Annotated in this window: 20 protein-coding genes; 16 read left to right on the forward strand and 4 right to left on the reverse strand. The window is 64.1% G+C overall.

Features of this window, described 5'->3' with window-relative positions:
- Positions 1-172 precede the first annotated feature (172 nt).
- From AC25MA_RS12715 to cysN, 3 genes are all read left to right on the forward strand, one after another.
- On the forward strand, positions 173-931 hold the full coding sequence (locus AC25MA_RS12715) for a Nif3-like dinuclear metal center hexameric protein (RefSeq protein WP_028689771.1): 759 nt from the start codon (positions 173-175) through the stop codon (positions 929-931).
- 288 nt (positions 932-1,219) lie between these two features.
- A complete protein-coding gene (gene cysD / locus AC25MA_RS12720) occupies positions 1,220-2,137 on the forward strand; it encodes a sulfate adenylyltransferase subunit CysD (RefSeq protein ID WP_011535568.1) in 918 nt (305 codons plus the stop codon).
- Positions 2,138-2,153: 16 nt separating this feature from the next.
- Positions 2,154-4,055 carry a sulfate adenylyltransferase subunit CysN gene (gene cysN / locus AC25MA_RS12725; protein WP_486972076.1) on the forward strand — a complete coding sequence of 634 codons (1,902 nt, stop codon included), beginning with the start codon at positions 2,154-2,156 and terminating at the stop codon, positions 4,053-4,055.
- Between the two features lie 88 nt (positions 4,056-4,143).
- Here cysN and AC25MA_RS12730 read toward each other — a convergent pair whose 3' ends face one another.
- Entirely contained in the window at positions 4,144-4,623 is a 480-nt protein-coding gene (locus tag AC25MA_RS12730) for an Lrp/AsnC family transcriptional regulator (protein WP_028689769.1), read from the reverse strand.
- Positions 4,624-4,750: 127 nt separating this feature from the next.
- Here AC25MA_RS12730 and AC25MA_RS12735 point away from each other — a divergent pair, with 127 nt between their 5' ends.
- Positions 4,751-5,947: a methionine gamma-lyase gene (locus AC25MA_RS12735; RefSeq protein ID WP_028689768.1), complete on the forward strand. Its 1,197-nt coding sequence runs from the start codon at positions 4,751-4,753 to the stop codon at positions 5,945-5,947.
- A 24-nt stretch (positions 5,948-5,971) separates the two neighbouring features.
- Positions 5,972-8,662, forward strand: a complete 2,691-nt coding sequence (gene mdeB, locus AC25MA_RS12740; RefSeq protein WP_486972077.1) for an alpha-ketoglutarate dehydrogenase — start codon at positions 5,972-5,974, stop codon at positions 8,660-8,662.
- Positions 8,663-8,774: 112 nt separating this feature from the next.
- On the opposite strand, the gene AC25MA_RS12745 is transcribed toward mdeB, so the two are convergent.
- Entirely contained in the window at positions 8,775-9,212 is a 438-nt protein-coding gene (locus AC25MA_RS12745; RefSeq protein WP_028689766.1) for a Z-ring associated ZapG family protein, read from the reverse strand.
- A gap of 135 nt (positions 9,213-9,347) precedes the next feature.
- Between AC25MA_RS12745 and AC25MA_RS12750 the strand changes: the two genes are divergently transcribed.
- The 3 genes from AC25MA_RS12750 to zapE all read left to right on the forward strand — a co-directional run bounded on the left by AC25MA_RS12750 (position 9,348) and on the right by zapE (position 12,677).
- Positions 9,348-9,983, forward strand: coding sequence for an alpha/beta hydrolase (locus tag AC25MA_RS12750; protein WP_349738291.1), 636 nt, complete (start codon positions 9,348-9,350; stop codon positions 9,981-9,983).
- Positions 9,984-10,008: 25 nt separating this feature from the next.
- Positions 10,009-11,358: a tryptophan--tRNA ligase gene (locus AC25MA_RS12755; RefSeq protein ID WP_028689764.1), complete on the forward strand. Its 1,350-nt coding sequence runs from the start codon at positions 10,009-10,011 to the stop codon at positions 11,356-11,358.
- A gap of 224 nt (positions 11,359-11,582) precedes the next feature.
- On the forward strand, positions 11,583-12,677 hold the full coding sequence (gene zapE / locus AC25MA_RS12760) for a cell division protein ZapE (RefSeq protein ID WP_028689763.1): 1,095 nt from the start codon (positions 11,583-11,585) through the stop codon (positions 12,675-12,677).
- A 33-nt stretch (positions 12,678-12,710) separates the two neighbouring features.
- Here the strand turns inward: zapE and AC25MA_RS12765 are convergent, their stop codons facing one another.
- Entirely contained in the window at positions 12,711-13,607 is an 897-nt protein-coding gene (locus AC25MA_RS12765) for a GlxA family transcriptional regulator (protein WP_167388431.1), read from the reverse strand.
- A gap of 257 nt (positions 13,608-13,864) precedes the next feature.
- Entirely contained in the window at positions 13,865-14,905 is a 1,041-nt protein-coding gene (locus AC25MA_RS12770) for an NADP(H)-dependent aldo-keto reductase (protein ID WP_028689761.1), read from the reverse strand.
- Positions 14,906-15,162: 257 nt separating this feature from the next.
- Here AC25MA_RS12770 and rplM point away from each other — a divergent pair, with 257 nt between their 5' ends.
- The 8 genes from rplM to eprS all read left to right on the forward strand — a co-directional run bounded on the left by rplM (position 15,163) and on the right by eprS (position 23,271).
- A complete protein-coding gene (rplM, locus tag AC25MA_RS12775) occupies positions 15,163-15,591 on the forward strand; it encodes a 50S ribosomal protein L13 (protein WP_008097538.1) in 429 nt (142 codons plus the stop codon).
- Between the two features lie 14 nt (positions 15,592-15,605).
- A complete protein-coding gene (gene rpsI / locus AC25MA_RS12780) occupies positions 15,606-15,998 on the forward strand; it encodes a 30S ribosomal protein S9 (protein ID WP_003260797.1) in 393 nt (130 codons plus the stop codon).
- 265 nt (positions 15,999-16,263) lie between these two features.
- On the forward strand, positions 16,264-16,857 hold the full coding sequence (petA, locus tag AC25MA_RS12785) for a ubiquinol-cytochrome c reductase iron-sulfur subunit (RefSeq protein ID WP_023628711.1): 594 nt from the start codon (positions 16,264-16,266) through the stop codon (positions 16,855-16,857).
- Positions 16,857-18,068, forward strand: coding sequence for a cytochrome b (locus AC25MA_RS12790; RefSeq protein ID WP_028689760.1), 1,212 nt, complete (start codon positions 16,857-16,859; stop codon positions 18,066-18,068). The genes petA and AC25MA_RS12790 overlap by 1 nt, the downstream gene beginning before the upstream one ends.
- Positions 18,068-18,847, forward strand: a complete 780-nt coding sequence (locus AC25MA_RS12795; RefSeq protein WP_028689759.1) for a cytochrome c1 — start codon at positions 18,068-18,070, stop codon at positions 18,845-18,847. Before AC25MA_RS12790 ends, AC25MA_RS12795 begins: the two co-directional genes overlap by 1 nt.
- A 117-nt stretch (positions 18,848-18,964) precedes the next feature.
- Complete coding sequence (locus AC25MA_RS12800; protein WP_028689758.1) at positions 18,965-19,588, forward strand: glutathione S-transferase N-terminal domain-containing protein; 624 nt, start codon at positions 18,965-18,967, stop codon at positions 19,586-19,588.
- Positions 19,589-19,600: 12 nt separating this feature from the next.
- Complete coding sequence (locus tag AC25MA_RS12805; protein ID WP_062364059.1) at positions 19,601-20,020, forward strand: ClpXP protease specificity-enhancing factor; 420 nt, start codon at positions 19,601-19,603, stop codon at positions 20,018-20,020.
- A gap of 251 nt (positions 20,021-20,271) precedes the next feature.
- The gene (gene eprS, locus AC25MA_RS12810; protein WP_486972078.1) at positions 20,272-23,271 is read left to right on the forward strand and encodes an autotransporter serine peptidase EprS; all 3,000 of its coding nucleotides are present in this window, start codon (positions 20,272-20,274) and stop codon (positions 23,269-23,271) included.
- Positions 23,272-23,430: the final 159 nt, after the last annotated feature.

Here is a 23,430-nt window from a genome sequence, read left to right on the forward strand (position 1 = left end):
CAGTTCGGCCCGGGGCGAGCGCGCGCGATCATACACGTGAACACAACGATCAGCGATGGCCGGAATCCCCAGGCGATTGTCGCCGGTTCCCCCGAAACCGGCGACGGCCCATAATGGCGGCCATTATAGGGCCTCGCGCCCTGTCGCAACGCCGAATTCGAGGAGATTTTTCATGGCCGTCGCCCTTAATACACTGGTCGAGGAAGCCGAGCGCTACCTGGGCAGCGCGAAGATCCAGGACTACTGCCCCAATGGCCTGCAGGTCGAGGGTCGCCCCCAGGTCAGCCGTATCGTCAGCGGCGTCACCGCCAGCCAGGCGCTGTTGGACGCGGCGGTCGAGGCCGAGGCAGACCTGGTGCTGGTACACCATGGCTACTTCTGGAAGGGCGAGAACCCGTGCATCACCGGGATCAAGCAGCGGCGCCTGAAGACCCTGCTCAAGCACGATATCAGCCTGCTGGCCTTCCACCTGCCGCTGGACGTGCACCCGGAAGTGGGCAACAACGTGCAGTTGGCGCGCCAGCTCGACATTACCGTCGAAGGCCCTCTGGACCCGAACAATCCCAAGGTGGTCGGCCTGGTCGGGTCGCTGGCGGAACCGGTGTCGGCGCGGGACTTCGCCCGTCGGGTGCGCGAGGCGCTGGGGCGTGAGCCGTTGGTCGTCGAGGGTGAGCAGATGATCCGCCGGGTCGGCTGGTGCACCGGCGGCGGGCAAGGCTACATCGACACCGCCATCGCCGCCGGGGTCGACTTGTTCATCAGTGGCGAGGCGTCCGAGCAGACGTTCCACAGTGCCCGCGAGAACGGCGTGAGCTTCATCGCCGCCGGCCATCACGCCACCGAGCGCTATGGCGTGCAGGCGTTGGGGGATTACCTGGCGCGACGGTTCGCGGTCGAGCACCTGTTCATCGATTGCCCGAATCCGATCTGACGGCCAGCAGCAAGAATGCGGTTTCCTGTGGGAGCGGCCTTGTGTCGCGAAAGGGCCGCAAAGCGGCCCCAAGATTTATGCGCCAACGCAAAAATTCTGGGTCTGCTACGCAGCCCTTTCGCGACACAAGGCCGCTCCACAGGGACCTCGCATGGCCCAAACCCCCAGTCATATCGTTAGATTGTTTCGATCTAGGCAGCCTCCTAAATAGAATCAGGTGCTGTGATAAAGTGGCTCGCTCGAACACGGCCCGCAGGCCGTCCATAAGATCGTTTTTCGTGAGTAGCCATGGTCGACAATCTGACGCACTTGAAACAGCTGGAGGCGGAGAGCATCCACATCATCCGCGAGGTGGCCGCCGAGTTCGACAACCCGGTGATGCTGTACTCGATCGGCAAGGATTCCGCGGTCATGCTGCACCTGGCGCGCAAGGCGTTCTTCCCGGGCAAGCTGCCGTTCCCGGTGATGCACGTCGACACCCAGTGGAAGTTCCAGGAGATGTACCGCTTCCGCGACAAGATGGTCGAAGAGATGGGCCTGGAGCTGATCACCCACGTCAACCCCGAGGGTGTGGCGCAGGGCATCAACCCGTTCACCCATGGCAGCTCCAAGCACACCGACATCATGAAGACCCAGGGCCTGAAGCAGGCGTTGGACAAGCATGGTTTCGACGCCGCCTTCGGTGGCGCGCGCCGCGACGAAGAGAAGTCGCGGGCCAAGGAGCGCGTCTACTCGTTCCGTGACAGCAAGCACCGCTGGGACCCGAAGAACCAGCGCCCGGAGCTGTGGAACATCTACAACGGCAAGGTCAACAAGGGTGAGTCGATCCGCGTGTTCCCGCTGTCGAACTGGACCGAGTTGGACATCTGGCAGTACATCTACCTCGAAGGCATCCCGATCGTGCCGCTGTACTTCGCCGCCGAGCGTGAAGTGATCGAGAAGAACGGCACCCTGATCATGATCGACGACGAGCGCATCCTCGAGCACCTGAGCGACGAGGAAAAAGCCCGCATCGTCAAGAAGAAGGTCCGTTTCCGCACCCTTGGCTGCTATCCGTTGACGGGGGCAGTCGAGTCCGAAGCCGAAACGCTGACCGACATCATTCAGGAAATGCTTCTGACGCGTACTTCCGAGCGTCAGGGCCGGGTCATCGACCACGATGGCGCAGGCTCCATGGAAGACAAGAAACGTCAGGGCTACTTCTAATTTTCAGGGTTACTCCATGTCGCACCAATCCGATTTGATCAGCGAAGACATCCTCGCTTATCTGGCTCAGCACGAGCGCAAAGAACTGCTGCGTTTCCTCACCTGCGGCAACGTGGACGACGGCAAGAGCACCCTGATCGGGCGCCTGCTGCACGACTCGAAGATGATCTACGAGGACCACCTCGAGGCCATCACCCGCGACTCGAAAAAATCCGGCACCACCGGTGAGGAAGTCGACCTGGCGCTGCTGGTGGACGGCCTGCAGGCCGAGCGCGAGCAGGGCATCACCATCGATGTCGCCTACCGCTACTTCTCCACCGCCAAGCGCAAGTTCATCATTGCCGACACCCCGGGCCACGAGCAGTACACCCGCAACATGGCCACTGGCGCGTCCACCTGCGACCTGGCGATTATCCTGGTCGATGCCCGCTACGGCGTGCAGACCCAGACCCGCCGACACAGCTACATCGCCTCGTTGCTGGGCATCAAGCACATCGTCGTCGCGGTCAACAAGATGGACCTCAAGGGCTTCGAGGAGCAGGTCTTCGAGTCGATCAAGGCCGACTACCTGAAGTTCGCCGAGGGCATCAACCTCAAGCCGAGCAGCCTGCACTTCGTGCCGATGTCGGCGCTCAAGGGCGACAACGTGGTCAACCGCAGCGAGCGCTCGCCCTGGTACACGGGCCCGGCGCTGATGGAGATCCTCGAGACCGTCGAGATCGCCGCCGACCGCAACGTCACCGACCTGCGTTTCCCGGTGCAGTACGTCAACCGTCCGAACCTGAACTTCCGTGGCTTCGCCGGTACCATCGCCGGTGGCGTGGTGCACAAGGGTGACGAGATCGTCGTGCTGCCGTCGGGCAAGAGCAGCCGGGTCAAGTCCATCGTCACCTATGAAGGCGAGTTGGAGAACGCCGGCCCCGGCCAGGCCGTGACCCTGACCATGGAAGACGAGATCGACATCTCCCGTGGCGACCTGCTGGTGCATGCCGACAACGTACCGCCGGTCACCGACCAGTTCGATGCCATGCTGGTGTGGATGGCCGAGGAGCCAATGCTCCCGGGCAAGAAGTACGACATCAAGCGCGCCACCAGCTACGTGCCGGGCTCGATTGCCAGCATCACCCACAAGGTCGATGTGAACACTTTGGAGCAGGGCGCCGCCAGCGCGCTGCAGCTCAACGAGATCGGCCGGGTCAAGGTCGCGCTGGACAGCGCCATCGCCCTGGACGGCTACGAGAGCAACCGCACCACCGGCGCGTTCATCGTCATCGATCGCCTGACCAACGGCACGGTCGGTGCCGGCATGATCATCGCCCCGCCGGTACTGCCGCACGGCAGCACCGGCCAGCACGGCAAGCTGGCCCATGTGTCCACCGAGGAGCGCGCCCTGCGCTTCGGCCAGCAGCCGGCCACCGTGCTGTTCAGCGGCCTGTCCGGCGCCGGCAAGAGCACCCTGGCCTATGCCGTGGAGCGCAAGCTGTTCGACATGGGCCGCGCGGTCTATGTGCTCGATGGCCAGAACCTGCGCCACGACCTGAACAAGGGCCTGCCGCAGGACCGCGCCGGCCGCACCGAGAACTGGCGCCGCGCCGCCCATGTGGCGCGCCAGTTCAACGAAGCCGGCCTGCTGACCCTGGCAGCGTTCGTTGCCCCGGATGCCGAAGGCCGCGAGCAGGCCAGGGCGCTGATCGGCAAGGAGCGTCTGGTCACCGTCTATGTGCAGGCGTCGCCGCTGGTGTGCCGTGAGCGTGATCCGCAAGGGCTGTACGCGGCCGGTGGCGACAACATTCCGGGCGAGAGCTTCCCGTTCGACGTGCCGCTGGATGCGGACCTGGTGATCGACACCCAGTCGGTCAGTGTCGATGAAGGTGTGAAGCTGGTGCTGGATGTGCTGCGTCAGCGTGGTGCGATCTGAGTAACCGTGTGATCTGAGAAACCCCGCTTCGGCGGGGTTTTTTGTTTGCTTCGGGAGAGCTGGGGCTGCACAGCAGCCCCCGGCATTGCTAGATATGTTTCTCGGAAACGGGAATCACCCGCCGTTCCTTCACCGCCTTGTACGAAAAGCTCGAATAGATCTCTTTCACCCCCGGCAACCGTTGCAGCACCTCCCGGGTGAACTCGCCAAACGACTCCAGGTCCCGCGCCAGGATCTCCAGCAAAAAGTCATAGCGCCCGGAGATGTTGTGGCAGGCGACGATCTCGGGAATTTCCATCAGCCGCTGCTCGAACGCCAGGGCCATCTCCTTGGTGTGCGAGTCCATCATGATGCTGACGAACGCGGTCACTCCGAAGCCCAGCGACTTGGGCGAAAGAATGGCCTGGTAGCCGGTGATGTAGCCGTTGTCCTCCAGCAGCTTGACCCGGCGCCAGCAGGGCGAAGTGGTCAGGGCAACCTGGTCGGCGAGTTCGGAAACGGTCAGGCGGGCGTTGTCCTGCAGGGCGGCGAGCAGGGCGCGGTCGGTACGGTCGAGAGCTGAAGGCATATCTTGCCCTCCTGATTCTATTTTTGTTGTTTTTCTTTCAAAACTTGCGCAATTGCGTGGGCAAGTTTGGAAAAAGCGCGGCAGCTTGGTGGCATAAGCTTATAACAAACCACAAGAGGCTGTTGCCATGCGCGACTCCAACAAAAACACCGGTTTCTCCACGCGGGCCATCCACCATGGCTATGACCCGCTGTCCCACGGCGGCGCCCTGGTGCCGCCGGTGTACCAGACCGCCACCTATGCCTTCCCCACCGTCGAGTACGGCGCCGCCTGCTTCGCGGGCGAGGAACCGGGGCATTTCTATAGCCGAATTTCCAATCCGACCCTGGCCCTGCTGGAGCAGCGCATGGCGTCCCTGGAAGGGGGCGAGGCCGGGCTGGCGCTGGCCTCCGGGATGGGCGCCATCACCGCCACGCTATGGACGCTGCTACGTCCGGGTGACGAGCTGATCGTTGGCAGTACCCTGTACGGCTGCACCTTCGCCTACCTGCACCACGGTATCGGCGAGTTCGGCGTGAAGATCCGCCATGTCGACCTCAACGACATCCCGGCACTGCGGGCCGCGATCACCTCGAAGACGCGGATGATCTATTTCGAGACCCCGGCCAACCCCAACATGCAGCTGGTGGACATTGCCGCGGTGGTCGATGCCGCCCGGGGCCACGACCTGAGCATCGTGGTCGACAACACCTACTGCACGCCTTACCTGCAACGCCCGCTGGAACTGGGCGTGGACCTGGTGGTGCATTCGGCCACCAAGTACCTGTCCGGGCATGGCGATATCACCGCCGGGCTGGTGGTCGGGCGCAAGGCACTGGTCGACCGTATCCGCCTGGAAGGGCTCAAGGACATGACCGGCGCGGTGCTGTCGCCCCATGACGCAGCGCTGCTGATGCGCGGCCTCAAGACCCTGGCCCTGCGCATGGACCGTCACTGCGCCAATGCCCAGCAGGTGGCCGAGTTCCTCGCCGAACAATCACAGGTCGAGCTGCTGCACTACCCAGGCCTGCCGTCCTTTGCGCAGTACGCGCTGGCCCAGCGGCAGATGCGCCTGCCGGGCGGCATGATCGCCTTCGAGCTCAAGGGCGGGATCGAGGCCGGTCGTCGCTTCATGAACGCCCTGCAGCTGTTCAGCCGCGCGGTGAGCCTGGGCGATGCCGAGTCGCTGGCCCAGCACCCGGCGAGCATGACCCACTCCAGCTATACCCAGCAGGAGCGTGCCGAGCATGGCATCTCGGAAGGGCTGGTGCGCTTGTCGGTGGGGCTGGAGGACATCGACGACCTGCTCGCCGACATTGCCCAGGCCTTGAAGGCCTGCGCCTGAACCGCCACGGACGAGGCCTGCGCGATGGTAGCAATGATGAACCCGAACGAGCCGTTGACGGCCCTGGAAACCGCGCTGGACAGTGACCCCGGGGAAACCGCCGAGTGGTGCGAGGCCCTGTCCTCGACCCTGGCCCACTGCGGGCCGGCACGGGCGCGCTACCTGCTGCAGCGCCTGCAGGCCCATGCCCTGGAGCTGGGCCTGGAGCGTGAGGCCCAGGCCTTCTCGGCCTACCGCAACACTTTGCCGGTGGAGCAGCAGGGCAACTATCCGGGCGACCTGGAACTGGACGAGCGAATCACCGGCATCCTGCGCTGGAACGCCCTGGCCATGGTGGTACGGGCGAACCATGTCTACGGCGAGCTGGGCGGGCATATCGCCAGCTATGCCTCGGCGGCGGAAATCTTCGAGGTCGGTTTCCAGCACTTTTTCCGGGGCGAGGGCGGCGGCGCGCAGCGCAGTGGCGACCTGGTGTTCTTCCAGCCGCACTCGGCGCCGGGTATCTATGCCCGCGCCTTCCTTGAAGGGCGCCTGAGCGAGGCGCAACTGGCCAACTACCGCCAGGAGGTCGCGGGAAACGGCCTGTGCTCCTATCCGCATCCCTGGCTGATGCCTGACTTCTGGCAGTTCCCCACCGGCTCCATGGGCATCGGCCCACTCAATGCCATCTACCAGGCGCGGTTCATGCGCTACCTGCAGCACCGCGGTCTGCTCGATACTTCGGCGCGGCATGTGTGGGGCGTGTTCGGCGATGGCGAGATGGACGAGCCGGAATCGATCGCCGGCCTGACCCTGGCGGCCCGCGAAGGCCTGGACAACCTGACCTTCATCGTCAACTGCAATCTGCAGCGCTTGGATGGCCCGGTGCGTGGCAACGGCCAGATCATCCAGGAACTCGAAGCGCTGTTCAGCGGCGCCGGCTGGAACGTCATCAAGGTGCTGTGGGGCTCGGAGTGGGACGCGCTGTTCGCCCGGGATCATGAGCATGCGCTGCTGCGCCAGCTGGCGGCGACACCCGACGGGCAATTCCAGACCCTCGGCGCCAAGGACGGCAGCTACAACCTCGAGCACTTCTTCAAGCAGAACCCGGCCCTGCAGCGCTTGGTGGCGCACATGAGCGCCGACGAGATCAACGCCCTCAAGCGCGGTGGCCACGATTTTCGCAAGCTGCATGCCGCCTATGCAGCGGCCAAGGCCTGCAAGGGCCGGCCGACGGTGATCCTGGCCAAGACCAAGAAAGGCTACGGCATGAGCAGTGCCGGTGAGTCGCGGATGACCGCGCACCAGGCCAAGAAGCTCGATGTTCAGGCACTGCTGGCCTTCCGCGACCGCTTCCACCTGCCGCTGTCGGACGAGGAAGTGGAGCAGTTGCGTTTCTACCGTCCGGCCGCCGACAGCCCGGAGATGATCTACCTGCGCCAGCGCCGCGAGGCCCTGGGCGGGCCGCTGCCGGTGCGGCGCAGCGACTGCGCCGGCCTGCCCGTGCCGGACCTGGACAGCTTCGCCGGCTTTGCCCTGCGCGCCGAGGGCAAGGAGATGTCCACCACCATGGCTGCCGTGCGCCTGCTTGGCAACTGGCTCAAGGTGCCGGGATTGGGGCCGCGGGTGGTGCCGATCGTCGCCGACGAGGCACGCACCTTCGGCATGGCCAGCCTGTTCCGCCAGATCGGCATCTACTCGCCCCAGGGGCAACGCTACGAGCCGGAGGACGCCGGCTCGCTGCTGGTCTACAAGGAAGCGCGCGACGGCCAGTTGCTGGAGGAGGGCATCACCGAGGCCGGGGCGATCTCTTCCTGGATCGCGGCGGCGACTGCCTATGCCGTGCATGGCGAGGCGATGCTGCCGGTGTACATCTATTACTCGATGTTCGGCTTCCAGCGGGTCGGCGACCTGATCTGGGCTGCCGCCGACCAGCGCGCCCGCGGCCTGTTGCTCGGCGCCACCGCGGGGCGTACCACGCTGGGTGGCGAGGGGCTGCAGCACCAGGACGGCTCGAGCCTGGTCATGGCTTCCATGGTGCCCAATTGCCGTGCCTGGGACCCGTGTTTTGCCGGCGAGCTGGCGGTGATCCTCGAGCATGCCGCGCGGCGCATGCTGGTGGAGCAGCGGGACGAGTTCCACTATGTGGCGGTGATGAATGAAAACTACCCGCAGCCGTCATTGCCCGAGGACGTGCACGAGGATGTGTTGCGAGGCATGTACCGGCTTGCCCGGCATGCGTCGGCAGCGTCCCGTGGTCAGGTACGGCTGTTGGGTTCGGGCACCATCCTGCGCGAGGTGATCGCCGCCGGCGAGTTGTTGGCCAGCGACTGGCAGGTCGACAGCGAGGTGTTCAGCGTCACCAGCTTCAGCGAGCTGGCGCGTGGGGCCAGGGATGCGCAACGCCTGGCGATGGCCGGGGAGCAAGCGGATTGTCACGTGCGTCATAGCCTGCCAGGTGATGCCCCGGTGATCGCGGCCAGCGACTATGTGCGTGCCTGGCCGCAACTGATTGCCGAGTATGTACAGGCGCCCTACATCACCCTGGGCACCGATGGATTCGGGCGCAGTGATACGCGTCAACAACTGCGGCGGTTCTTCGAGGTGGATCGGCATGCCGTGGTGCTGGCGGCATTGTACGGGCTGGTGTGCCAGGGCGTGCTGCCGGCAGATGTGCTGGGGCAGGCAAGGGCGCGGTATGGGATTGGCGAGGAGGGGGCGGCCTGGTATCGGTGAGGTGATCTGGGCTGGCCCTGTCGCGGGGCAAGCCCGCTCCCACGGAGTGATATGTCTGGTAGATCACGCTCACAAAAAAGGCCTCTTTCGAGGCCTTCTTCATGTCATCGACTCAACGCTTGAGCCCGTAGCTCTCGTCGAGCATGCCCGGCGAATTCGGGGCCTTCGGTGCGTAGTCGCGCGGCACCTCGGCGGTGTCCTTCGGCGGGGTCAGGCGATCGCGCGGGCCTTGCGCGGCTTCCGAGTGCAGCGCGGCCAGCAGGCGCTGGCGGGTCAGCTCGTCCAGGGCCAGGCGGTTGGCGCCGTCGGCCAGGTGATCCTGGACGTCCTGGTAGCTCTGGGTCAGCTTCTTGACCAGCGAAGCGGTGCTGTTGAAGTGGGTCACCACTTCATTCTGGTAATTGTCGAAGCGCTGCTGGATGTCATCCAGCTGGCGTTGGGTGTTGCTCGGTGCCGCATTGGGCAGCAGGCGGGCCAGCGCGAAACCGACGACGACGCCGACAACCAGGGCCAGGGTCGGCAGCAACCAAACAAGGAGCGAGTGTTCCACGAGTCCTTCCTCTATAAACGGCTTTGCTTTACGTTAACGGCTCAGACCTGCGCTGTATACCGCGAGCGATCGCAAATCAGAACAGAATTCCTCAGCTAGACGAGTCGACCCTCCTCGAGGTCACGGAGTAGTGCCTTGCTTATCCGCGAAACACCCTTGTTCATCGATGGCCCGTGCGGCCAGCTGGAAGCCTTGTACCTGGACGTGGCCGACGCCCGTGGCGCGGTGCTGATCTGCCACCCCAACCCGGTCCAGGGCGGCACCATGCTCAACAAGGTGGTGTCGACCCTGCAACGCACCGCCCGTGACGCCGGCTACGTCACCTTGCGCTTCAACTACCGCGGTGTCGGCCAGAGTGCCGGCAGCCATGACATGGGTGCCGGTGAAGTGGCCGACGCCGAGGCCGCTGCCGCCTGGCTACGCGCGCAGCATCCCGAGCTGCCCCTGGTGCTGATGGGCTTCTCCTTCGGTGGCTTCGTTGCCGCCAGCCTGGCCGGGCGCCTGGAGGCCGGGGGCGCGGCCCTGCAACACCTGTTCATGATCGCCCCGGCGGTGATGCGCTTGAGCGAGCAGTTCCCGCTGCCCGAGCGCGTCGTCCTCACGGTGGTGCAGCCGGACACCGACGAGGTGGTCGATCCGCAGCTGGTCTACGACTGGTCGAATGACCTGTCGCGCCCCCATGAGCTGCTGAAAGTGGCAGAATGCGGACACTTCTTCCATGGCAAGCTGACCGATCTGAAGGATCTGCTGCTGCCGCGCCTTTCGAACTGAGCCAAGCCTGAATAAGCGAACACCCATGACCACGCGCATCCTCACCGGTATCACCACCACCGGCACCCCGCACCTGGGCAACTACGCCGGCGCCATCCGCCCGGCCATCCTCGCCAGCCAGCAGCCCGGCGTCGACTCGTTCTACTTCCTGGCCGACTACCACGCCCTGATCAAGTGCGACGACCCGCAGCGCATCCAGCGCTCGCGCCTGGAGATCGCCGCCACCTGGCTGGCCGGCGGCCTGGATCCGGACAAGGTGACCTTCTACCGCCAGTCGGACATCCCCGAAATCCCCGAGCTGACCTGGCTGCTGACCTGCGTCGCCGCCAAGGGCCTGCTCAACCGCGCCCACGCCTACAAGGCTTCGGTGGACAAGAACGTCGAGGCCGGCGAAGACCCGGACGCCGGCGTGACCATGGGCCTGTTCAGCTACCCGGTGCTGATGGCCGCCGACATCCTGATGTTCAACGCCAACAAGGTGCCGGTCGGCCGTGACCAGATCCAGCATGTGGAAATGGCCCGCGACATCGGCCAGCGCTTCAACCACCTGTTCGGCCAGGGCAAGGACTTCTTCGCCTTGCCGGAAGCGGTGATCGAGGAAAGCGTGGCGACCCTGCCAGGCCTGGACGGGCGCAAGATGTCCAAGAGCTACGACAACACCATCCCGTTGTTCACCAGCGCCAAGGACATGAAAGACGCCATCTCGCGCATCGTCACCGACTCCAAGGCGCCGGGCGAGGCCAAGGATCCGGACAATTCGCATCTTTTCACCCTGTTCCAGGCCTTCTCCACGCCAGCGCAATGCGCCGCGTTCCGTGAAGAGCTGGTGCAGGGCCTGGGCTGGGGCGAGGCCAAGCAGCGCCTGTTCCAGCTGCTCGACGGCCAGCTGGCGGAAAAGCGCGAGCACTACCACCAGCTGATTTCGCGCCCGTCGGACCTGGAGGACATTCTCCTTGCTGGCGCCGCCAAGGCTCGCAAGATTGCCACGCCATTCCTCGAACAGCTGCGTGAAGCGGTTGGTCTGCGTTCGTTCCGCACCACCGTGCAAGCCACCACTGAAGTGAAGAAGAAGGCCGCAAAGACCGCCCGCTTCGTCAGCTTCCGCGATGAAGACGGCAGCTTCCGCTTCCGACTGCTGGCCGCCGATGGCGAGCAACTGCTGCTGTCACGCAGCTTCGCCGATGGCAAGAGCGCCGGTGCGGTGAGCAAGCAACTGCAGCAAGGTGGCGAGGCCGATGTACGGGTAGAGGGCCTGAGCTTCAGCCTGTGGCTGGAGGGCGAGCAGGTTGCCGACGGGCCGCAGTTCGAGGCCGCCGAGGCCCGTGACGCGGCCATCGCAAGCCTGCGCGAGGCCCTGGCGCCGCAGCAGGACTGATACGCCTACGCTGTAGGAGCGGCCTTGTGTCGCGAAAGGGTCGCGTAGCGGCCCCAGAATCTCTGTTTCATGCAGAACTGCCGGGGCCGCTTTGCGGCCCTTTCGCGACACAAGGCCGCTCCCACTAGGCAGGTAATGAGGCAAGTGGTCGCATGTATCATTGCCATCAGGCGGGCCGGTCGCTACAGTGACGGCCCGTTTTTTGTTGCCTCGCTAACGAAATCATGACTCCTCTAGAACGCTATCAAGCAGATCTGAAACGTCCCGACTTCTTCCATGATGCGGCGCAGGAAACTGCGGTGCGTCACCTGCAGCGCCTGTACGACGACCTGGTGCGCGCGCAGAACAACAAGCCGGGCGTGTTCGGCAAGCTGTTCGGCAAGAAGGAGCAGACGCCGGTCAAGGGTCTGTACTTCTGGGGCGGGGTAGGGCGAGGCAAGACCTACCTGGTCGACACCTTCTATGAAGCGCTGCCGTTCAAGCAGAAGATGCGCACGCACTTCCACCGCTTCATGAAGCGCGTCCACGAGGAGATGAAGACCCTCAAGGGCGAGAAGAACCCGCTGACCATCATCGCCAAACGCTTCAGCGAAGAGGCCAAGGTGATCTGCTTCGACGAGTTCTTCGTCTCCGACATCACCGATGCGATGATCCTCGGCACCCTGATGGAAGAGCTGTTCAAGAACGGCGTGTCGCTGGTGGCCACCTCCAACATCGTCCCCGACGGCCTGTACAAGGACGGCCTGCAGCGCGCGCGCTTCCTGCCGGCCATCGCCATGATCAAGCAGTACACCGACGTGGTGAATGTCGACAGCGGCGTCGACTACCGCCTGCGTCACCTGGAACAGGCCGAGCTGTACCACTTCCCGCTCAACGAGGCGGCCCACGAGAGCCTGCGGGCGAGCTTCAAGGCGCTGACCCCGGAATGCACCCAGGCCGTCGACAATGACGTGCTGATGATCGAGAACCGCCCGATCCATGCCCTGCGCACCTGCGACGACGTTGCCTGGTTCGACTTCCGCGCCCTGTGCGACGGGCCGCGCAGCCAGAACGACTACATCGAGCTGGGCAAGATCTTCCATGCCGTGCTGCTGAGCAACGTCGAGCAGATGGGCGTGACCACCGACGACATCGCCCGGCGCTTCATCAACATGGTCGACGAGTTCTACGACCGCAACGTGAAGCTGATCATCTCGGCCGAGGTGGAGCTCAAGGACCTGTACACCGGCGGGCGCCTGAGCTTCGAGTTCCAGCGCACGCTCAGCCGCTTGCTGGAAATGCAGTCCCACGAGTTCCTGTCGCGGGCGCACAAGCCGTAAGAATCCGGGGCTGCAAAGCAGCCCCGGCGATTTTCAGGCCTCCTGCATGAACTGCTGCCGATACTGGTTCGGCGATAGCTCCGTATGCTGGCGGAACAACCGGGCGAAGAAGCTCGCGTCGTCGTACCCCACCTCATAGCTGATGGTCTTGATGCTTTTGCGCGTGCTCGACAGCAGGCCCTTGGCCGTCTCGATCCGTAGCCGCTGCAGGTAGTGCAGGGGCTTGTCGCCGGTGGCGCTCTGGAAGCGGCGCATGAAGTTGCGGATGCTCATGCCGTGGTTGCGGGCCACGTCCTCGAAGCGGAACTTGTCGGCGAAGTGCTCCTCGAGCCAGTGCTGGATCTGCAGGATGATCAGGTCCTGGTGCAGCTTCTGGCCGCCGAAGCCCATGCGCCCCGGGGTGTAGCTGCGCTGCACCTCGTAGAGGATGTCGCGGGCCACGGCGCGGGCCACGTTGGCGCCGCAGAAACGCTCGATCAGGTAGATGTACAGGTCGCAGGCCGAGGTGGTGCCGCCGGCGCAGTACAGGTTGTCGGCGTCGGTCAGGTGCTTGTCCTGGTTCAGGCGGATCTTCGGGAAGCGCTCGGCGAAGCTGGCGAAGAAGCGCCAGTAGGTGGTCGCCTCCTTACCATCCAGCAGCCCGGATTCGGCCAGCCAGAACACGCCGCTGGCCTCGGCGCACAGCACCGCGCCGCGGGCATGCTGCTCGCGCAGCCAGGGCAGGACCTGGGGGTAACGTTGCAGCAGGTTGTCGAAGTCGTCCCAGAAGGCCGGCAGGATGATCACGTCGGCGTCGTTCAGGCCGCTGTCGACCGGCAGTTGCACGTTGCTGAAGCTGTCCACGGGCAAGCCGTCCGGGCTCACCAGGCCGATCTCGAACATCGGTTGCAGGCCCAGCCCCAGCTGCTTGCTGTAGCGCAGGCTGGCCAGGTGGAAGAAATCCTTGGCCTGCATCAGTGTCGAAGCGAACACTTTGTCCACGGCCAGGATACTGACGCGCCGCAAGGACGCGGAGGGTTGGGTAAACATCATTGTCATTGTTCTTATAGGGTAGAGTGGTCAATCACCGGCTGGATCGTCTTATTTTTTGGCGATTGTGTCTACCCCGCCAAAGTACGATCTCTCTCGGCGGGGCAAGCCCGCTCCCACGCATCCGCGCCGGGCTTGCCTGGTGACGCGGTAGCCGCTCAAGGCGCCGGGTTCGGCTGCTCCTGATGCACCGCCTCGATCGCTGCCAGCAGCTCATCGCCCAGGTTCAGCGCCTGGCTGTCGATATTGCTGCGCAACTGATCGAGGCTGGTGGCGCCGATGATGTTGCTGGTCACGAAAGGCTGGCGCGTCACGAACGCCAGCGCCATCTGCGCCGGGTCCAGGCCGTGCTCGCGGGCCAGTTGCACGTAGCGGCCGCAGGCAGCCACGGTCTGCGGGTTGGAGTAGCGGGCGAAGCGGCTGAACAGGGTCAGGCGGGCGTTCGCCGGACGGGCGCCATTTTCGTACTTGCCCGAGAGCATGCCGAAGGCCAGCGGCGAATAGGCCAGCAGACCGCATTGCTCGCGGATCGCCACCTCCGCCAGGCCCACCTCGAAGCTGCGGTTGAGCAGGTTGTAGGGATTCTGGATCGACACCGCCCGCGGCCAGCCGCGGGTCTCGGCCAGGTGCAGGAACTTCAGGGTGCCCCATGGGGTTTCGTTGGACAGGCCGACATGGCGGATCTTGCCGGCGCGGACCTGCTCGTCGAGTACCTCCAGGGTTTCCTCCAGCGGGGTGAAGATGTCCTGGGGCAGGTGCTGGTAACCAAGTTTGCCGAAGAAGTTGGTGCTGCGTTCGGGCCAGTGCAGCTGGTACAGGTCGATGCGGTCGGTCTGCAGGCGCTTGAGGCTCTCGTCCAGGGCGGCGACGATGTGCTGGCGATTGTGTTTGAGCTGGCCGTCGCGGATGTGGCTGATACCGTTGCCGGGGCCGGCGACCTTGCTGGCCAGGATCCAGTCGTCGCGGTCGCCGTTGGCGGCGAACCAGTTGCCGATGATGCGCTCGGTGGCGGCGTAGGTTTCCGGGCGCGGTGGCACTGGGTACATCTCGGCGGTGTCGATGAAGTTGATGCCCCGGGCCTTGGCCAGGGCGATCTGGGCGAAGGCCTGGTCCTGGGTGTTCTGCTCGCCCCAGGTCATGGTGCCCAGGCACAGGGCGCTGACGTTGAGGTCGGTACGGCCGAGCTTGCGGTATTCCATCGGGAAGACGCTCCATGGCAAAGAGGCCCATAAAAGCAGGTTGAAATTTTTCCTGCAATCTGGATAATTCGGCCCCTCTCCGTGTGGCGGAAGTGATGCACCACCATGCAGGGGAACCCTTGTCGAACATTGGCGTGCCCGACCCGAGCCCCCAAAAGCGTCAGCGTTCGGCTGCGCGCTTGCCCTTGGCAAGTTGTGCACTATCCAGTAAGATTCGCCGTCTATTTTTCGCTGGGCGGCCTCTGAGGCTTTAGAGAATGAAAACTTTTACTGCTAAACCGGAAACAGTAAAGCGCGAGTGGTTCGTAGTCGACGCCGCTGGTCAGACCCTGGGTCGTCTGGCTACCGAAATCGCTAGCCGCCTGCGTGGCAAGCACAAGCCAGAATACACCCCTCACGTTGACACCGGCGACTACATCGTCGTCATCAACGCCGAGCAAATCCGTGTGACTGGTGCCAAGTCTTCCGACAAGATGTACTACTCCCACTCCGGCTTCCCGGGCGGTATCAAGGAAATCAACTTCGAGAAGTTGATCGCCAAGGCCCCTGAGCGTGTTATCGAAACCGCGGTCAAAGGCATGCTGCCGAAGAACCCGCTGGGTCGCGACATGTACCGCAAGCTGAAAGTGTACGCGGGTGCAGCTCACCCACACACTGCTCAGCAGCCTCAAGAACTGAAGATCTAACGGGATAGTTCATTATGTCGGCGACTCAAAACTACGGCACTGGCCGTCGCAAGACCGCAACCGCACGTGTATTCCTGCGTCCGGGCACTGGCAACATTTCCATCAACAACCGTTCTCTGGACGTGTTCTTCGGCCGCGAAACCGCTCGCATGGTTGTTCGCCAGCCGCTGGAACTGACCGAGACCGTTGAGAAGTTCGACATCTACGTCACCGTTTCCGGTGGTGGTGTCAGCGGTCAAGCCGGTGCAATCCGCCACGGCATCACCCGCGCCCTGATGGAATACGACGAAACCCTGCGTGGCGCCCTGCGTCGTGCTGGCTACGTCACCCGCGACGCTCGTGAAGTCGAGCGTAAGAAAGTGGGTCTGCGTAAAGCGCGTAAGCGTCCTCAGTACTCCAAGCGTTAATACCGCTTCGGCAGTCGAAAAAAGCCCGGTTCCTTTTTGGAACCGGGCTTTTTTTATGTCTTGAACTAACCTCTCTGTCAGTCCGTGGCCGTTTGTCGCATAGACACAGATCAAGCAAAGCGAGGGTTGTAGCCCGACGAGCGGGTAATCACCTTGTCAGCGTGTGGATTTGTTCCTTACCATTGCGGCCAATTTTTAGTGCCACAGACATACCTAAGTAGATGCCTGTTAGAGCAGGCCAAGCAAGCTGATGGGAGAGGACTGAATGAGCAATGACGGCGTCAACGCAGGCCGGCGCCGCTTCCTCGTAGCCGCGACATCCGTGGTCGGGGCAGCGGGGGCAGTGGGGGCTGCGGTACCGTTCGTGGGGTCATGGTTTCCCAGTGCCAAGGCGAAAGCCGCAGGGGCACCGGTGAAGGTCAATATCGCCAAGGTCGAGCCCGGCCAGCAGATGGTGGCCGAGTGGCGCGGTCAACCTGTATTCATCGTGCGGCGAACGGAAGAGATCCTCGGCAATCTGAAAAAGATCACCGGTGAGCTGTCCGACCCCGAGTCCAAGGCGTCGGTGCAGCCGACCTACGTCGATCCGCAAGTTCGCTCGATCAAGCCCGAGATCCTCATCCTGGTCGGCCTGTGCACTCACCTGGGTTGCTCGCCGACGTTCCGTCCTGAAGTCGCTCCCGCCGACCTCGGCCCGAAATGGGTCGGTGGCTATTTTTGCCCATGCCACGGCTCGCACTATGACCTGGCTGGCCGGGTCTACAAATCCCAGCCGGCCCCTCTCAACCTGCCAGTGCCACCGCACTCGTACGAGTCGGACGAAATCATCGTCATCGGCGTCGATCAGGAGAACGCATGATGAGCAAGTTCATGGAGTGGATCGATGCGCGCTTCCCCGCGACGAAGATGTGGGAAGACCATCTGAGCAAGTATTACGCGCCCAAGAACTTCAACTTCCTGTACTTCTTCGGCTCCCTGGCACTGCTGGTGCTGGTCAACCAGATCGTCACCGGCGTGTGGCTGACCATGAGCTTCACCCCCTCGGCGGAAGAGGCCTTCGCCTCGGTCGAGTACATCATGCGCGACGTCGAATACGGCTGGATCCTGCGCTACCTGCACTCCACCGGCGCCTCGGCGTTCTTCATCGTGGTCTACCTGCACATGTTCCGCGGGCTGCTCTATGGCTCCTACCAGAAGCCACGCGAACTGGTCTGGCTGTTCGGCATGCTGATCTACCTGGCGCTGATGGCCGAGGCGTTCATGGGCTACCTGCTGCCGTGGGGGCAGATGTCCTACTGGGGCGCCCAGGTGATCATCTCGCTGTTCGGCGCGATTCCGGTCATCGGTGATGACCTGACCCAGTGGATTCGTGGTGATTACCTGATCTCCGGCATCACCCTGAACCGCTTCTTCGCCCTGCATGTGGTGGCCCTGCCGATCGTGATCCTCGGCCTGGTGGTGCTGCACATCCTGGCGCTGCACGAAGTGGGGTCGAACAACCCCGATGGCGTGGACATCAAGAAGAAAAAGGACGAGAACGGCATCCCGCTGGATGGCATCCCGTTCCACCCTTACTACACCGTCAAGGATATCGTCGGCGTGGTGGTGTTCCTTTTCGTGTTCTGCGCGGTGGTGTTCTTCTTCCCGGAAATGGGTGGCTACTTCCTGGAAAAACCGAACTTCGAGCAGGCCAACGCCTTCAAGACCCCTGAGCACATCGCGCCGGTGTGGTACTTCACGCCGTTCTACGCGATCCTCCGTGCGGTACCCGACAAGCTGTTCGGGGTCATCGCCATGGGTGCGGCGATCGCCGTGCTGTTCGTGTTGCCCTGGCTCGACCGCAGTCCGGTGCGCTCCATGCGCTACAAAGGCTGGCTGAGCAAAATCTTCCTGCTGGTGTTCTGCGTGGCCTTCATCATCCTTGGTGTACTGGGCGTGCTGGCGCCGACACCAGGGCGTACCTTGCTGTCGCAGGTGTGCACGGTGCTGTACTTCGCGTACTTCCTGCTGATGCCGTTCTACACAAGGCTCGAGAAGACCAAACCGGTTCCGGAAAGGGTGACTGGCTGATGAAAAAGTTTATTGCAGTATGCTTGCTGGCACTGATGCCTGGCCTTTCCTTCGCCGCCGAGCATGGCCTGGAGCTGGACAAGGTCGATATCGACCTGACCGACAAGGCCGCGATGCAGGATGGCGCGCGTACTTTCGCCAACTATTGCATGGGGTGCCATAGCGCCAAGTTCCAGCGGTACGAGCGAGTCGCCGACGACCTGGGGATCCCGCATGAGGTGATGCTCGAGAACCTGGTGTTCACCGGCGCCAAGATCGGCGACCACATGAAGATCGGCATGCAGCCCAGCGATGCCAAGACCTGGTTCGGCGCAGCGCCGCCCGACCTGACCCTGGTCGCTCGGGTGCGTGGCAGCGACTGGCTGTACACCTACCTGCGCAGCTTCTACGAGGACAAGACGCGGCCATACGGGGTGAACAACAAGGTCTTCCCCAACGTCGGCATGCCCAACGTGCTGGTGGGCCTGCAGGGTAACCAGGTGATCGGTTGCAAGCAGGTGCAGACCGAGGTCGATGGCAAGAAGCAGTTCGACCCGCTGACCGGCAGCCCGCTGACCCATGAGGCGTGCGACCAGCTGACCGTGGAGGAGAAATCCGGTACCCTGACGGCCGAGCAGTTCGACGAGAAGGTCAAGAACCTGGTGACCTTCCTGGCCTATTCGGCCAACCCGGTCAAACTGGAAAGCCAGCGCATCGGTACCTACGTGTTGCTGTACCTGGCTTTCTTCTTCGTGTTCGCCTACTTGCTCAAGCGCGAATACTGGAAGGACGTGCACTGATCACGCAGTAGTTTCTGGTAGTTGAACGCGCCCGGGGGGCTCCAGCGATAGTGCTGGGGCGCCCCGGGCGCGTTTTCATTTGCAGTTTTACAAGCATCCCGTGCGAGGAGGCGCTACATGGGCGCAACCAACAGGTTAGCCTGCTATTCCGACCCCGCTGATCATTACTCTCATCGGGTCCGCCTGGTGCTCGCGGAGAAAGGCGTCACGGTGCAGATCATCGATGTCGACGCCAATCGCCTGCCGCCCAAGCTGATTGAAGTGAACCCTTACGGCAGCTTGCCGACCCTGGTCGATCGCGACCTGGCGCTGTACGAATCGACCGTGGTGATGGAGTACCTCGAGGAGCGTTACCCGCACCCGCCGCTGATGCCGGTCTACCCGGTGGCCCGGGGCAACAGCCGCCTGCTGATGCACCGCATCCAGCGTGACTGGTGCGCCCTGGCCGACACCGTGCTTGATGCGCGCAGCAGCGAGGCGGCACGCACCCAGGCGCGCAAGGAGCTGCGCGAGAGCCTGACCGGCGTGGCGCCGCTGTTCGGCGAGATGGCCTGCTTCATGAGCGAGGAGCAAAGCCTGGTCGATTGCTGTCTACTGCCCATTCTCTGGCGATTGCCGGTGATGGGTATCGAGTTGCCGCGGCAGGCCAAGCCGCTGCTGGATTACATGGAGCGACAGTTCGCCCGCGAGCCTTTCCAGGCGAGCCTGTCCGCTGCCGAACGTGAAATGCGCAAGGTTTAAGAGGAACCGTTGATGAACTCCAGTCGCCCCTATCTTGTTCGTGCGCTGTACGAGTGGATCGTCGACAACGATTGCACGCCACATATGCTGGTCAATGCCGAGTATCCGGCGGTCCAGGTGCCCCAGGGTTTCGCCAGCGATGGCCAGATCGTCCTGAACATCTCCCCCAGTGCCGTGCGCAGCCTGCACATGGATAACGAGGCGGTGAGCTTCGAAGGCCGTTTCGGCGGCGTTGCGCACTCGCTGTTCGTGCCGGTCGGCGCCATCCTCGGGATCTATGCCCGGGAGAACGGCCAGGGCATGGTCTTTGAACTGGAGCCGCCGTTCGAGGATGAGGATGACCATGAAGCTGAAGGCGTCGAGCCGGATGATGATGGGCCGCCCGAGCCACCACGCCCCACTGGCCGTCCGAGCCTGAAGGTGGTCAAGTAGGCGTTGGGCAGTCAGGCCGGGCAGGTTCGGCACCGCTGAAGATGTTTCGACGCCGATTGACTTATCGTAAGCAATTTCAGAAGCTCACGACTTGCAGCCGTAGGCTGCCTCCAGGCCTGAGGCCGAAGTAACTTGGCCAGGGGCGGGCGACCGCCTCTGGCTCGATAGGGCCTTGCGGCCGAGCAGTGCAGCGACACACCGGTCGACCCAGGACGGGCGACCCAACAACAAAAACAAGAGAAGTCATCGACATGGATGTGAGATGTGATCAGCTCAAGGCGCTGACGGGCACCCTGTGCCTGGCGTTCGCCACCGGACTGCCGCTGCCTGCTGTGGCGGCCTATCAGGAAACCGGTCGCCTGGGCGACCCTGCCAGCTGGCGGTCGGCCGAGTACCAGCAGGACTGGGGCCTGGAGCGCATGCAGGCGAGTCAGGCCTATGCCGCCGGCATCACCGGCGCCGGCGTCAGCATTGGCGCCCTGGATTCGGGATTCGACGCCGCCCACCCTGAAGCCAACCCCTTGCGTTTTCACGCCGTTACCGCCACCGGCCAGTACCTGGATGGCACTCCGTTCAGCGTGACCGGGGGACTCAATGGCGCCAACGACAGCCATGGCACCCATGTCACCGGCACCCTGGGCGCGGCCCGTGATGGCGCTGGCATGCATGGCGTGGCCTTCAATGCCCAGGTCTACGTGGGCAACACCAACCACGACGACAAGTTTTTGTTCGGTCCCGGCCCTGACCCCAAGTATTTCAAGGCGGTCTACGATGCCCTGGTGGACGCCGGTGTGCGGGCCATCAACAACAGCTGGGGCAGCCAGCCCAAGGATGTCAGCTACCAGACCCTGGACGGCTTGCGCGCGGCCTACGCTCAGCATTTCCAGCAGGACACCTGGCTCGACGCCGCCGGCGACGTGGCGCGTCGGGGCGTGATCAACGTATTCAGCGCCGGCAACAGCGGCTATGCCAATGCCAGCGTGCGCTCGGCGCTGCCGTACTTCCAGCCGGAGCTGGAAGGCCACTGGCTGGCGGTGTCGGGCCTGGACAAGAACAACCAGCAGAAATACAACCAGTGCGGCATCGCCAAGTACTGGTGCCTGGCGACCCCGGGCGCGGCGATCAGCAGTACCGTGCCCGGTGGCGGCTACGCCACCTACAACGGCACCTCGATGGCCGCACCTCACGCCACAGGGGCCTTGGCCCTGGTCATGGAGCGCTATCCCTACCTGAACAACCAGCAGGCCCTGCAAGTGCTGCTGACCACCTCGCGCCAGCTCGACGGCTCGCCGACCCAGGGACCCAGCGAGCGGGCAGGCTGGGGCGTTCCGGACCTGGGCCGGGCGTTGCACGGACCCGGGCAGTTGCTGGGTGAATTCGACGTCAACCTGGGGCGCGGGCAGGGCGATAGCTGGAGCAACGGCATCTCCGACCAGGCCTTGGTGCAGCGTCAAACCGAGGATGCCGCGGAACGCCAGGCCTGGCAGCAGACCCTCAAGGATCGTGGCTGGGAGCATGGCCTGGCAGCGGGCGCCAGCCAGCAGGATCGCAGTGACTATGCCTTGGGCATGGCCCGTGACGCGGCTGCCGCGCGGCGGGTCTACCAGGGCAGCCTGGTCAAGTCCGGGGCTGGCTGGCTCGAGCTCACGGGTGACAGCAGCTACCGCGGCCCGACCCGCGTCGATGGCGGCCTGCTGGCGGTCAACGGCAGCCTGCAATCGGCGGTGACGGTCACCGCGGGCGGTACCCTGGGCGGCAACGGGCGGGTCGGTGCCCTGACCGCCAGCGCCGGGGGCGTGGTGGCCCCGGGTAACTCCATCGGCACCTTGAGTGTCGCTGGCAACCTGGACTTGCAGCCGGGCTCGACCTACCGGGTGGAACTGTCGCCCACGGCCAGCGACCGCCTTGTCGTTGCTGGTCAGGCCAGTGTCGGCGGCGCCAATCTCAGCCTGGAGCCCCAGGCGCGGCCGAACCTTTTGGCCGGTGGCCCGGTATCCAGCCTGGTGGGGCGCCAGTTCGACATCCTGCAGGCCGCAGGTGGCGTCAACGGGCGCTTCGCCCAGGTCGAGCCCGACTACCTGTTCCTGGGGACCTTCCTTGATTATTCGGCCAACGGCGTGCAACTGGACGTGACGCGCAGCGCCACGACGTACGCCAGTGTTGGTGCCACGGCCAACCAGCGCGCCAGCGGCGGTGCCGTGGAGCGGTTGGGGCCGGGCAATCCCGTGTATGAAAGCCTGCTGCTTTCGACCTCGGCGGACCAGGCCCGGGACGGCCTGCGTCAGCTGGCCGGGGAGATCTACCCGGCGCTGGACTCGATGCTGCTCAGCCAGGGCTCGGTCTTGCGCGATGCCCTGGGTGAGCGAGTGCAAGGTCGCGCACAGATTACCAATGCCTCTGGAAAAGGTGACAGCGAGTCGGGTGCGACTCAGCTCTGGCTCAAGGGCCTGGGCAGTTGGGGGCGCATCGAGGGTGTGCAAGGCACCGAGTCCTATACCAGTTCCCTGGGCGGCGTGCTGCTGGGCGTGGACCATGACCTTGACGAGCAGACCCGGGCCGGCCTGGCCGCAGGCTACAGCGACAGCTCCCTGGGCATGGGCGGCAGCCACTCCCGGGCCACGGTCGACAGCTACCACCTGGGTGCCTATGCCCGCCACGACCTGGACCAGTTGCGCCTGAGCCTGGGCGCCAGCCACAGCTGGCACCGTGCCGAAGTCCGGCGCGACCTGGCCTATGGCGAGGTGTCTGGCCGCCAGCGCGCACGGATCGATGCCCGCAGCCAGCAGGTGTTCGCCGAGGCGGCCTATCGCCTGGCGTTGCCGGCGGTACAGCTGGAGCCTTTCGCCAACCTGACCTACCAGCACCTGGAGCGCGACGGCTTCCACGAGAAAGGCGACGCCGCGGCGCTGCATGCCGGTGACGAGCAGCGCGACGCCTGGCTCGGCACCTTGGGCCTACGTGGGCGCCAGCAATGGCAGCTGGGCCCGCAGCAGGACCTGCAACTGGCGGCAAGCCTGGGCTGGCAGCATCGCCTGAGCGGCACCCAGGGCCGTGAGCACCTGGCTTTCGCTGGCAGCGACCTGCCGTTCCGGGTGGAGACTGCGCCGGCCTTGCGCGATGCCGCGCTGGTGGGACTGCAGGCACGGGTAGGGCTGACCCGCGACCTGGACCTGAGCCTGGACTACCAGGGGCGCCTGGCCAGTCGCGAGCAACAGCATGGCGCAGGGCTCAACCTGCAATGGCGGTTCTGAAGCGCCCTGGCGTGATACGGGCCAGGCGTTGCAACACGGAGTGTGACCAACGCGGTACTAAACCAAAACAAAACTAAGGAAGGTTGTAGTGAAGCACGTCAGAAAGGATGACAGCGCACTCGCGCAGGGCTGGGCCTTGGCCCCACTGGGGCGGGCATT

The sequence above is a fragment of the Pseudomonas sp. P65(2024) genome (assembly GCF_057480955.1).